This is a genomic window from Streptomyces sp. NPDC003023, assembly GCF_042888225.1.
Classification (GTDB): domain Bacteria; phylum Actinomycetota; class Actinomycetes; order Streptomycetales; family Streptomycetaceae; genus Streptomyces.
The window spans coordinates 267,291-279,521 of sequence record NZ_JBIAPL010000007.1; the positions used below are offsets into that span (position 1 = coordinate 267,291).

The 12,231-nt window shown below is 72.3% G+C and carries 10 protein-coding genes and 1 pseudogene; 7 read left to right on the forward strand and 4 right to left on the reverse strand.

The window, feature by feature from the left end; translation table 11 throughout:
- From ACFYV1_RS23685 to trxB, 4 genes and pseudogenes are all read left to right on the forward strand, one after another.
- Positions 1-354, forward strand: coding sequence for a rhodanese-like domain-containing protein (locus ACFYV1_RS23685; protein WP_389397528.1), 354 nt, complete (start codon positions 1-3; stop codon positions 352-354).
- A gap of 90 nt (positions 355-444) precedes the next feature.
- Positions 445-894, forward strand: a complete 450-nt coding sequence (locus ACFYV1_RS23690; protein ID WP_389397529.1) for a thioredoxin family protein — start codon at positions 445-447, stop codon at positions 892-894.
- 131 nt (positions 895-1,025) lie between these two features.
- Positions 1,026-2,288 carry a S8 family peptidase gene (locus ACFYV1_RS23695; protein WP_389397530.1) on the forward strand — a complete coding sequence of 421 codons (1,263 nt, stop codon included), beginning with the start codon at positions 1,026-1,028 and terminating at the stop codon, positions 2,286-2,288.
- A 17-nt stretch (positions 2,289-2,305) separates the two neighbouring features.
- Positions 2,306-3,256 (forward strand): annotated as a pseudogene (gene trxB, locus ACFYV1_RS23700) (thioredoxin-disulfide reductase); the annotation flags it as partial.
- Positions 3,257-3,383: 127 nt separating this feature from the next.
- Here trxB and helR read toward each other — a convergent pair.
- The 3 genes from helR to ACFYV1_RS23715 all read right to left on the reverse strand — a co-directional run bounded on the left by helR (position 3,384) and on the right by ACFYV1_RS23715 (position 7,732).
- A complete protein-coding gene (helR, locus tag ACFYV1_RS23705; RefSeq protein ID WP_389397531.1) occupies positions 3,384-5,543 on the reverse strand; it encodes an RNA polymerase recycling motor ATPase HelR in 2,160 nt (719 codons plus the stop codon).
- Between the two features lie 190 nt (positions 5,544-5,733).
- Positions 5,734-6,975, reverse strand: a complete 1,242-nt coding sequence (locus ACFYV1_RS23710; protein ID WP_389397532.1) for a glycosyltransferase — start codon at positions 6,973-6,975, stop codon at positions 5,734-5,736.
- A gap of 238 nt (positions 6,976-7,213) precedes the next feature.
- Positions 7,214-7,732 (reverse strand): hypothetical protein, encoded by a 519-nt coding sequence (locus ACFYV1_RS23715; protein WP_389397533.1) that lies wholly within the window; start codon positions 7,730-7,732, stop codon positions 7,214-7,216.
- Positions 7,733-7,849: 117 nt separating this feature from the next.
- On the opposite strand from ACFYV1_RS23715, the gene ACFYV1_RS23720 reads away from it, so the two are divergent.
- Genes ACFYV1_RS23720 through ACFYV1_RS23730 form a run of 3 tightly spaced genes read left to right on the forward strand, consistent with a single transcriptional unit; the run spans position 7,850 to position 11,321 of the window.
- Entirely contained in the window at positions 7,850-9,190 is a 1,341-nt protein-coding gene (locus ACFYV1_RS23720; RefSeq protein ID WP_389397534.1) for a BTAD domain-containing putative transcriptional regulator, read from the forward strand.
- Between the two features lie 38 nt (positions 9,191-9,228).
- Positions 9,229-9,780, forward strand: coding sequence for a TetR/AcrR family transcriptional regulator (locus tag ACFYV1_RS23725; RefSeq protein WP_389397535.1), 552 nt, complete (start codon positions 9,229-9,231; stop codon positions 9,778-9,780).
- Entirely contained in the window at positions 9,777-11,321 is a 1,545-nt protein-coding gene (locus tag ACFYV1_RS23730) for an MFS transporter (RefSeq protein ID WP_389397536.1), read from the forward strand. Before ACFYV1_RS23725 ends, ACFYV1_RS23730 begins: the two co-directional genes overlap by 4 nt.
- A gap of 191 nt (positions 11,322-11,512) precedes the next feature.
- Here the strand turns inward: ACFYV1_RS23730 and ACFYV1_RS23735 are convergent, their stop codons facing one another.
- A complete protein-coding gene (locus ACFYV1_RS23735) occupies positions 11,513-12,175 on the reverse strand; it encodes a lysophospholipid acyltransferase family protein (RefSeq protein ID WP_389397537.1) in 663 nt (220 codons plus the stop codon).
- Between the last annotated feature and the right edge of the window lie 56 nt (positions 12,176-12,231).

A 12,231-nucleotide genomic window follows, 5' to 3' on the forward strand; every position in this document is an offset into this window, starting at 1 on the left:
GTGCTGCCACTGATCACCCGCGAACGGCTCCACGCGATGATGGAAGCCGAGACCGTCGTCGTCGTCGACACGATGCCCGCGGACTACTACGAACGCGAACACCTGCCGGGTGCCCTCAACATCCCCGGATTCCCCTACGACGACGCGGCCCGGTTCACCGACGAGTACGCCCCGTCCGTGGTCCCCGACCGCACCGTGCCGATCGTCGTCTACTGCGCCAACGTGCCGTGCCGCAACAGCGAGCTGGTCGGCGCCCGGCTGCTCGAACTGGGCTACTCCGACGTCCAGAAGTACCGCGAGGGCATAGAGGACTGGGTCGCGGCCGGCCTGCCCACGGAGGGCACCGCCGCCTGACCCGACCCCCGCCCCGACCGCCCCACCCCCCCTGCTCCGGGGCGCACCGCCCCGGTCGACCCCCCACAGAAACCCGAGAGAGGAACCCCGATGTTGCGTATGTCCCTGGCCGTTGCCGCAACGGTCATGATGCTCGGCGGAGCAGCCGTACCCGCCACCGCAGCTCCCGCTCCCGTGCCGCCGGCCGCCTCCGCGCCCCTGTCCGCCGCCGAGATACCGAACCAGGTGGACGTCACCGCGGCCAACTACCAGCAGGTGATGGAGTGGTCGAAGACCAAGCCCGTCGTCCTCGATTTCACCGCGGACTGGTGCTACTGGTGCCAGCGGCAGAAGCCGTATCTGCAGCAGTACAACACCGCTGACGCCGGTTCCTGGGTCTGGGCGCGCGTCGACGTCGACGCCAACCGCGACCTCTACTACAAGTACCGGGTCAACGGCATCCCGGCGCTGCTGAACATCCAGAACGGCACCGAGGCCGGCAGCCGGCTCGTCGGCTTCGACGGACCGAGCTCCCTGCGTATGTGGCTCAACAACCTCTGATCCATCGAGTGACCGGCCGCACGGACCTCCCACCGTCCGGCCAGGAGTGCCACCGCCCTTCGTGGGGCGGTGGCACTCCGCCCACGGGCGCGACCGCCGCCCCCCACCCCCCACACGATGAAAGGCCGCTCATGAAAACCAGAACCCTGCTGAGGTACGCGGCGGCGGGCCTCACCGCCGGAGCCGCGGTGCTCACCTCCCTGGCGCCCGCCGCGCCCGCCGCCCCCACCGGCACCCACGCCCCCGCGGCCGAGAGCAGCGTCTACATCGTCCGGATCAACGGTGTCGCAGAGAACGAGGACGCCGTCCGGGAACAGGCCCGGGCGATGACGGAGCAGCACGGCGGCCAGCTGCGCCGCCTCTACTTCTCGGCGATGCAGGGCTTCTCCGCCGAACTCACCACCGAGCAGATACGCAACTACCTCAAGGACACCCGGGTCGACTCGGTCACCGGCGACCGCACCTACGCGGTCGCGGGGAACACCGCCACCCGGCGCGGGTCCGGTGTCCAGCTCGGTGACGTGCCGTGGGGGCTGGACCGCGTCGACCAGCGGGACCTGCCCCTCGACCGGCTCTACCGCTTCCCGGGCACCGCCGACTCCGTACACGTCTATGTCGTCGACACCGGTGTGCGCACGGGGCACCGGGAGTTCGCGGGCCGCGCCCGCGGAGCGTACGACGCCATCACGCAGCAGACGGCCGGCGAGTCCGGCAAGGACTGCCACGGTCACGGCACCGCGAGCGCCGCCGTGGCGGCGGGCACCTTCACCGGAGTGGCCAAGCGGGCCCGGGTCGAGTCGGTGCGCGCCCTGGGATGCAACGGCACCGGAACGCTGGAGCACCTGGTCAGCGCCGTCGACTGGATCGCCGCGCATGCCCGTAAACCGGCCGTGGTCCAACTCGGCTTCACCGGACCGCCGGGATCGGTGCTCGACCTGCAGCTCTACCAGATGACGCAGATGGGCATCGCCTACACGGCGCCGGCCGGCAACGGCGACGAGAACGGCCAGGGCATGGAGTCGTGCGCCACCACGCCCGCCCGGCAGACCACCGCGATCACCGTCGCGGCCACCGGACCCGACGACACCCGGCCCGCCTGGTCCAACTTCGGCTACTGCACCCATCTCTTCGCACCCGGCACCCGGATACCGGCCGCCGCCGCCACCGGCGACGGCGCGTACACGGCGTTCAGCGGAACCTCCGCCGCCGCGGCGCACGTCGCGGGCGCGGCCGCGCTGTATCTGGAGGCCCACCCCGGCGCGAGCCCCGAGCAGATCGACCAGGGCCTCACCGCCGCGGCCACCAAGGACCATGTGCGCGACGCGGGAGAGTTTTCGAAGAACCTGCTCCTGTACACGGGCGCCATCGACGGCGAAGGCAGGCGGTCGCGGTGAACCCGGAAGGCACCGACATGCACGACGTGGTGATCATCGGCTCCGGGCCCGCCGGCTGGACGGCCGCCCTCTACACCGCCAGGGCCGGCCTGCGTCCGCTGGTGCTGTGCGGACGGGTCGCCGGCGGCGCGCTGATGACGACCACCGAGGTCGAGAACTTCCCCGGCTTCGCACAGGGAGTGCTCGGCCCCGAACTGATGGACCAGATGCGGACCCAGGCGGAGCGCTTCGGAGCACTGTCCGTCGAACAGGACGCCGTGGCGGTCGATCTGGGCGGCACCATCAAGCGGATCACGGACGGCACCGGCCGTACGTACGCCGCCCGGACGGTCATCGTGGCGACCGGGTCCCGCTACAAGACGCTGGGACTGCCCCGCGAGAGCGACCTGTCGGGCCGGGGCGTCTCCTGGTGCGCCACCTGCGACGGGTTCTTCTTCAAAGGGCAGGACCTCGTGGTGGTCGGTGGCGGCGACACGGCCCTGGAGGAAGCCACCTTCCTCACCCGTTACGCGCGTTCGGTGACCGTCGTCCACCGCCGGGACACCCTGCGGGCCTCGCAGGTGATGCAGGACCGGGCCCGCCGCGACTCCCGGATCTCGTTCCTCTGGGACCAGGAGGTCGTGACACTGCTCGGAGAGAAGGCCCTGACCGGGGTGACGCTGCGCCACTGCATCACCGGCCGGCGCACCCTGCTGCGGACCCGCGGACTGTTCATAGCGATCGGGCACGACCCCCGTTCGGAACTCTTCGCCGGTGAACTCGAACGCGACGCGTCGGGATACCTCCTCGTCCAGTCCCCGACGACCCTGACCGGGGTCCCCGGGGTCTTCGCCTGCGGCGACGTGGTGGACCACCGTTACCGGCAGGCCGTGACGGCGGCCGGGTCGGGCTGCGCGGCGGCCCTGGACGCCGAGCGCCATCTCAGCGCCCTGCGGGACGGGGAGGCGCAGGCGGCGCCCGGGACCGCACCCTCGCAGCAGCCCCCCGCCACCGGCGCCGCGGGAGCGCCGGCCGTGGGTGCCGCCGTCACCGCGGGGGCGCCGCCCGGTCCGTGAGCCGGTCGGGGCCCGGGAGCGGTCGCCCGCCCGGGCGGCGTCAGGAGGTCGTCAGCACGACGAGCTGCTGGGTCGCCCGGGTCATCGCGACATAGCGGTCGACGGCTCCCTCGACGCCCGTGCCGAACGCCTCCGGGTCGACGAGGACGACCAGGTCGAACTCGAGCCCCTTCGACAGCTCCGGGGTCAGCGACCGGACGCGGGGCGACGTCAGGACCGTGCCCTCCGCGATGTCACCCGCCCCGATGACGCAGGCGATTCCGTCGTCATGCGCCGCGAGCCAGGTGTCGAGGACCGGGTTCAGGTCCGCGGCGGATCCGTGGACGACGGGGACACCGTTGCTGCGGATGGAGACCGGCACGTTGGCGTCCGGGAGCACGGCCCGGACGACGGGCTCTGCCTCCGCCATGATCTCTTCCGGTGTCCGGTAGTTGATGCTCAGGGAGGCAAGGCCGATCCGGTCGAACCCGACCCGCTCGAGCCGCTCCTGCCACGACTCCGTGAAGCCGTGCCTCGCCTGGGCCCGGTCCCCGACGACGGTGAAGCTCCGGGACGGGCACCGCAGCAGCAGCATCTGCCACTCCGCGTCGGTCAGTTCCTGGGCCTCGTCCACGACGATGTGCGCGAACGGGCCGGCCAGCAGGTCGGGTTCGGTGCCCGGCAGCGCGCTCTCGTCGACCAGGGTGTCCTTCAGGTCCTGTCCGCGCAGCATCGTCACCGCCCCCTCGCCGTCGTCGTCGGCCGCGAGCACACTGTCGATGACGCCGGCCATCCGCTCGCGTTCTGCGGCGACGGCGGCCTTGTGCCGGCGCCCCCGGCGCGACGCCTCGGGGTCGCCGAGCCGCTGCCGTGCCGCGTCCAGCAGCGGCAGGTCGGAAACCGTCCAGGCCTGGACGTCGTGGCGCTGCAGCTTCCGGACCTCGTCCGGTCGCAGCCACGGAGCGCACATCCGCAGGTATGCGGGTACCGACCACAGGTCGCCGACGAGGTCGGCCGCATCGAGCAGCGGCCACGCGCGGTTGAAAGCCGTACGCAGCTCCCTGTTCTGCCGCAGGGACTTACGGAGCAACTCCTCCGAGGCGTCGCCGTCGTGCTTGTCCACCAGGATCGTGAGCAGCTCCTCCCAGACCTGCTCGTGCGCGTCGTTGTGCGCGGTGCCCGCTTCCGCCGCCTCGAACGCCGCCGCCCAGTCGTCGGCGCTCAGCCAGATGTCGGACCAGTGGGTCGTGACCGCCATCCCCTCGGCCGGCGGCTCCTCGTAGAAACTGACGGCCTTCTCGATCGCCTTCACCAGATTCGCGGACGACTTCAGCCGGGCCACCTCCGGGTCCGCCTCGATCGACGCCGCGGCTCCCTCGGGGACGAGGTCCCGCAGGGTGCAGGTCTGCACGCCCTCCTCGCCGAGGCTCGGCAGGACGTCGGCCACATAGCCCAGGTACGGCTGGTGCGGGCCGACGAACAGCACGCCGCCGCGGCGGCCTGCGAGTCGGGGGTCGGAGTAGAGGAGGTAGGCGGAGCGGTGCAGCGCGACGACGGTCTTGCCCGTCCCGGGACCGCCGTCGACGACGAGGGCACCGCGGGACCCCGCGCGGATGATGGCGTCCTGGTCGGCCTGGATGGTGCCGAGGACGTCACGCATCCGTGCCGAGCGGTTGCTGCCCAGGCCGGCGATGAAGGAGGACTGGTCGTCGAGCGCGGCGTGCCCGGCGAACCCGTCGGTGGTGAAGACCTCGTCCCAGTAGTCGCTGATCCGGCCGCGGGTCCAGCGGTACCTGCGGCGGCTCGACAGTCCCATCGGATTGGCGTGGGTGGCTCCGAAGAAGGGTTCGGCGGCGGGTGAACGCCAGTCCAGCAGCAGCCGGCGGCCCGTGCTGTCCTTGAGACCGAGCCGCCCCACGTACACGGGCTCGCCGTCGGCGCCGACCATGTGCCCGAGGCACAGGTCGAGACCGAAGCGACGCAGAGCGCGCAGGCGAGCGGTCAGCCGGTGGATCTCCATGTCCCGGTCCATCGCCTGCCGGCCCACGCCGCCGGGCGCCCTGCGCTCGGCCTCGAGGCGGTCGGACAGCTCGGCGATCGACTGCTCGAGGCACTCCGCGACGGCCGCGAAGTGCCGCTCGTCGCCGCCGATCAGAGTCGGGTCGTCCTTGGAGGCAAGACGATCGGGAAGGTCGAACGCCCTGGTGGTCAGCGGATTCATGGCATCAACTCCGTTCTGGGGGCCGGCGGCGGCCGCCTCGCGCGGCAAGGCCTGCGGACCGGCGTGGCGAGCCTGGTGGTCAGGGCGGGGCAGCACTCCGCCCGACGTGGACCCGGGGCCGTCGTCGGTCCAGGTCGCCGGATTCTGCGGGTGGTCGGGTTCCGGGTCGCGGTCGGGCGACCCGAGCGGTTCACGCGGGCAGGGGCGGCCTTTCCCGGCGGATCACGTCGAGCAGCAGCTCCGCGGCCACCGTCGCCCCGTCGGTGCGGATCGTGCCGGCCACGGCCTTCGCCCGTGCGCGGGTCCCGGGGGACAGGGCGTGCTCGAGCGCGGTGGTCAGGGATCGGGTGGTCGGGGCCGGACCGTCGTGTGCCGTGCCGATGCCCAGGGCCGCCACCCGGCCGGCCCAGTACGGCTGGTCCGTCGTCTGGGGCACCACCACCTGCGGGGCACCGGCCCGGGCTGCCGTGGTCGTCGTGCCCGCGCCGCCGTGGTGGACGACGGCGGCCACCCGGCCGAAGAGCGCCTGGTGGTTGACCTCGCCGACGGCGAAGCAGTCGTCCCCGTCGTCGACGAGGCCCAGGCCGGCCCAACCGCGGGAGACGAGCGCGCGGCAACCCTGCGCGCGGACCGCCTCGACGGCCACCCGGGCGATGTCCGGCGCCGCGTGCATGGGCAGGCTGCCGAAGCCCACGTACACCGGTGGTGCACCGGCGTCCAGGAACGCCGACAGGTCGGCCGGGAGCGGCCGTTCGTCCGGCAGGATCCACGCACCGGTCTGCATCACGTCCAGATCCGCCGGCTCCGGCCACGGGCCGAGGACCGGGTCCGTCGCCAGCCACGGACGGTCGGTGACGACGTAGTCGCGGACGTTGTGCACCGGCGGCAGGCCGACCGACGCCCGATGGGTGTTGAGCACCTCGCCGAACAGCGCGTCGACGTCCTGGGCGTTCAGGTCCCACAGCACCCTGTTGTCGGTCACGTCCGGCGGGATCGGCCGGCCCGGATACGCCATCGGCGGGTGGTGCGGCGAGGGCAGGACGATCGGCTGGAAGCCGGCGAAGCGGTAGCGGATGCCCAGCTTGTCGGCCACCGACCGCGTGGCGGCAGCAGCCGGCATCAGGCCGGTCGCCACCAGTACGTCGCATCCCTCGGCCGCCGCGGCGACCTTGTCGAAACAGGCGGCCGTCAACTCGGCCGCGCGGCCGGGCAGTCCCGCCGGCGTGGGCGGCGTCGCCCCGGTCACCAGCGCGCGCACCGACCTGCCGACCGGCACCATCTCCACGCCCGCGCCGGCCGGCAGCTGTGCGAACTCCTCGTCGGGCGGCGCGCACACCCGCACCTGCGCGCCGAGTTCCCGCAACCGCACCGCGAGGGCCATCAGCGGTTCCACGCCCCCGCGCGAGTCGTACCCCGACAACAGCACGCGCATCCAGTGACTCCCGATTCCTTGGGTTCCGGCTCAGGTCGGCGATTCTGCGCCATCACCCGGGCCTTGCCGCAAGCCCCCCGGTGCGCTATAAGTTAAGAGTGGCGAGGAGTACGCACTCCTTGCCTTTCCTGTTTTCCGAGGACCGACGGCCCCCGCCGCGTACGGCGGGGGCCGTCGGCCGAGGAGCGGCGGGCCGCCCGGTCGTCTGCTCTGCCCGGTCGGCTGCCCGGTTGTCCGCTCAGTCGATCTGGTCGCAGATGTCCGTCGTCGACCCGTGGGCCATGGTCACGGTCTTGTAGCCCGACGAACTGATGTCCATGGTGTACACCCCGTCGACGATGTACAGGCCCCGGTCGAGATTGCCGGCGTCCTCCCCGACCCCGACGAGCACCGGGCCCAGCACCGACCAGAACTGGGAGCCGTCGGTGCGGTACTCGACCACCGCGCTGCCGCTCGCGTCCGCGTCGTAGAAGTCGCCCGTCTCCTTGTTGGTGACCCGAATCACCAGGTCCCCCTTGTAGGCGACGAACTCCGGGGAGCCGTCGGGGTGGGTGCTCAGCACACGCTGCACCACCTCGTCGACGATCTGCTCCCCGTGGACGGCGAAGTCGCAGCGCAGGCCCGCGGCGACGTCCCAGGGGGCGGAAGGGGCGGGTTCCCAGCCGAGAACGGCGTCGGGTTGCGCGGCAGAGGCGGGCGCCGCCCCCATCACAGCGGTGGCGGCAACTGCGGTGAGGGCGACAAGGGTTCGTCGCATGTCGGATCTCCTCGTGCTCGGGATCGGTGCTCTCACCCCAAGCCTGTCCCCGGGTCCTGACCACGTTCTCACCACCGCATGGACATCGGCGAAGCAGCCCCTAAGCTCGCCGATGCGATGGAATTCCAGCTGCTGGGCACGTTCGAGGCCCGACACGAAGGAGACAGGGTCCTGGTGGGGAGCCGCCGCCAGGAACGCTGCCTGCTGTCGATCCTGCTGCTCGAGGCGGGGCGGGTGGTGACCACCGGGCGCGTCATCGACCTGTTGTGGGACGGCGACCCGCCCGCCTCCGCCCGGGGCACCGTCCACACCTACATCGGCCGACTCCGTGCCCGGCTGGAGCCGTTCGGGCTGCACATCGGCACCCGGCACGACGGCTACGCCGTGGACGAGCCGGACGCCCACCAGGTCGACGTGAGGGATTTCGCCGCCCTCGTCCGCCGCGCCGGATCCGCCGCCGGCGCGGCGGAGCGCGAGCGCCTCTACGACCGCGCGCTCGCGCTCTGGCGGGGACCGCTGCTGGCCGACATCGCCGGCGAGCGGCTGCGCGAGCGGCTCGGCGGCCAGCTCGCCGGACTCCGGCTGTCCGCCCTGGAACAGCGCGCGGAGGTCCAGCTCGAGCTCGGCATGCACGACAGGGTGGTGGCCGACCTGACACCGCTCGCCCGGGCGCACCCCGGCCGGGAACGGCTCGTCGCGGCGCAGATGACCGCTCTGTACCGGAGCGGACGGCAGGCCGACGCGCTCGAGCTCTACCGCGACACCCGCAGGGCGCTGGTGAGCGCCCTGGGCATCGAGCCCGGCGCCGGGCTGCACACGCTGCACGACCGCATCCTGCGGGGCGATGCGCGGCTGAACCGGCCGCCCGCGCCGGTGTACGCGGTCCGGGTGGGTGAGGAGTGGCTGCCGTGGAGCACCAGCGGTGACCCGGCGCTCGAGTTCTGCAACACCTACGCCGGCTGGAGCGGCCCGCCGGAGTCCGGCTCCGAGTGGCTGCGCGGCTACAGCACCCTCGCGGTGTGGACCGGACATCTCGACCTCGCGGAGGACTGGCTGGTGGCCGGACTCCTCAAGCAGGCGCGTCACCATCCGCGGGAGGCCGCGGCGGCACTGGACGAGGCGAGGGAGCTGCGTGCACGGCTGTACGCCTGCCTGACCGATCCCGAGGACGGCCGCGCCTTCAAGGCGGTGGCCGATGTCGCGGAGGAGGCGGCGGGGGTGTCCGTGTTCGTCCGGGGCGACGACGGTCTGGGCCGGTGGCGGCTGTCGCCGTCCGCGGGACTGCGGCTGCCCGTGCTCGCCGTTGCCCGGCGCGCCGCGGATCTGCTGGCCGATCCCCGGCGCTTCACCGTCCGGGTCTGCCCCGGCAAAGGCTGCGGCTGGCTCTTCGCGGACGCCGCGGGACGGCGGAGATGGTGCAGTCTCCAGACCTGCGGCAAGGAGACAGCGACGCCCTGAATGAGACATTGGTGTCTCACTTGGTCTATGGTTGTCTCATGGCCATGGATCGAGAACACGTGCTCCGCACCGCCGCCGCCCTTCTCGCCCGCAGATCGACCGCCACCATGGACGAGGTCGCCCGGGCGGCGGGCATCGGACGTGCGACCCTGCACCGGCACTTCGCCGGCCGGGACGCGCTGGTCGGAGCACTGGAAGAGCTCGGCATCCAGGAGTTCGAGGCGGCCGTCGACCGTGCGCGCCTCGACGAGGACGGCGCCGGCGACGCCCTGCGACGGCTGATCGCGGAGACGGAGCCCGCCGCCGACCTGCTGGCCTTCCTCTACACCGAGAACCAGCTCTTCGAGGGCGACGAGATCAACGAGGGCTGGGCCCGCCTCGACGCCCGCGTGTCCGCCCTGTTCCGGCGCGGCCAGGAACAGGGCGAGTTCCGCATCGAACTGACCCCGGCCTGGCTGACGGAGGCGCTGTACGCCCTCATCGGCGCCTGCGCCTGGGCGGTGATGGACGGCCGGGTCGCCAAGAAGGACTTCCAGCACATGACCGCCGAGCTGCTGCTCGGCGGAGCACTGCGGAGAGTGGAGAAATGAGAAGCACCGCCTCGCCCGCGAGCGGGACGGACGAGACCGTGCACCGCCCCGGACGCTGGCTGGCGCTCGCGGTCCTCGTCCTCGCCGTCCTGCTGGTGGCCGTCGACGCCACCGTCCTCGGTCTCGCGACGCCGTTCCTCAGCGAGGACCTGAAGCCGACCGGGACGCAACTGCTGTGGATCGGTGACGTCTACTCGTTCGTCATCGCCGGTCTGCTCGTCTCGATGGGCAGCCTCGGCGACCGCATCGGCCGCAAGAAGCTGCTGCTGACCGGAGCCGTGGCCTTCGGCGCGGTCTCCGTGCTCAACGCCTACGCGACCACGCCCGAGACGATGATTCTCGCGCGGGCGCTTCTCGGCGTCGCCGGAGCGACCCTGATGCCGTCCACACTGGCGTTGATCCGCAACATCTTCCACGACCCCAAGGAGCGCAGTTTCGCCATCGGGGTCTGGGGCGCCGCGGCGTCGGCCGGCGCGGCCGTCGGGCCCGTGGTGGGCGGCTTCCTGCTCGAGCACTTCTGGTGGGGCTCGGTCTTCCTCATCAACCTGCCCGTGATGGCGGTCCTCGTCGTCGTCGGCGCCAGACTCCTGCCCGAGTCCAGGAATCCGGTCACCGGGCCCTGGGACCTCGCCGGCGTCGCCCTCTCCCTCGTCGGCATCGTCGCCGTCGTCTACGCGATCAAGGAGGTGGCAGGCCACGGACCGGGCCTCGAGGCGGGCGCGGCCGCGCTCCTCGGCGTCGCCTGCCTGTACGGATTCACCCGCCGCCAGCTCACGCTGAGCACGCCGCTGCTGGACATGCGGCTGTTCCGGCACCGGGGCTTCTCGGCCGCGGTGCTCGCCGACCTGCTGACCATCCTCGGCCTGTCGGGACTCGTGTTCTTCCTGTCCCAGTTCCTGCAGCTGGTGCAGGGGCGCCAGCCGTTCGAGGCGGGTCTCGCCGAACTCCCCGCGGCCGTCGGCGCGGTGGCGACCGGACTGGTGGCGGGAAGGGCCGCCCGCCGCTTCTCCGTACGGTCGGTCGTCGCCGGTGGTCTCGCCGCCGTCGGACTGTCCCTCGCCGTGCTGACCCTGCTCGACAAGTCGACCGGCTATCCGCTGCTCGGCGCGGCGCTGCTGATCGTGGGAGCGGGAGCCGGCTTCTCGTTCACCGTCACCGCCGATGTGATCCTCTCGAGCGTCCCCAAGGAGCAGGCAGGCGCCGCCTCCGCGGTGTCCGAGACCGCGTACGAACTGGGTGCGGCGCTCGGCATCGCACTGCTGGGGTCGATCGTGACCGGCGTCTACCGGGACTTCACCGCACCGGAAGGCACTCCGGCGGCGGTCTCCTCTGCCGCTCACGAGTCGCTCGGCGGGGCGGTGGAGGCATCGGCGGCGCTGCCGCCCGCCCGGGCGGACATGCTGGTCGGCGCGGCGCAGGAGGCGTTCGTCGACGGGCTGCGGCTCGCGGCGGGCGCGGGCGCGGCGGTGCTGCTGGCGACCGCGGTCGCCGCGTGGTTCCTGCTGCGGGGCCAGAAGCTGGCGGAGTCGGTCGAGCACTGACGGGCCCGAACCCTGACGGGCCCGAGCACTGGCGGGCAGAACGCTGTCGGGTCGGACGCCGGCGGCCGGGCGCGGACGGGGACGGAGACGATCTTGCCGTCCCCGTCCCCGTCCCCGTCCCCGGCATCAGGCGCGGTCGAGCTCCCGTGCCGCCGGGCCCAGGTGTCAGCGCCCCGGATCCCCGTGAAGCGCTACGCCGCCTTCGCCTTCGTCGCGTACATGTCCACGTACTCCTGTCCCGACAGCAGCATGACCTCCGTCATCACGGAGTCCGTCACCGCCCGCAGCACGTACCGGTCGCGGTCCATCCCCTCGTACCGCGAGAACTCCATCGGCTCACCGAAGCGCAGCGTCACCCGGCCCGGGCGGGGCAGGCCCGCGCCGCCCGGCTGGAGTTTGTCGGTGCCGATCACAGCGAACGGGACGACCGGCGCACCCGTCATCAGGGTGAGGCGGGCGATGCCGGTACGGCCCCGGTAGAGCCGGCCGTCGGGGGAGCGGGTGCCCTCCGGGTAGATGCCGAAGATCCTGCCCTCCTCCAGCACCCGGCGGCCCGTCATCAGCGCGGCCACGCCGCCGTTGGCGCCGTCCCGGTCGACCGGGATCATGCCGCACCCCGTGAAGAACCAGGCCATCGCACGGCCCTTGATGCCCTTGCCCGTGACGTACTCGTCCTTGCCGATGAAGTACACCGGCCTGTCGCACACCAGCGGAAGGATCATCGAGTCGATGAAGGTGAGGTGATTACCGGCGAGAATCACCGCCCCGTCCGCGGGAATGTTCTCCGCGCCTTCCACGCGCGGGCGGAACATCAGGCGCAGGATCGGCCCGAGCACTGCCTTGATGAGCGTCAAGCGGGACAACGGGTCCTCCGGTGTCATGGGGCGGGCGGTTATGGCCGGTGAAGTCT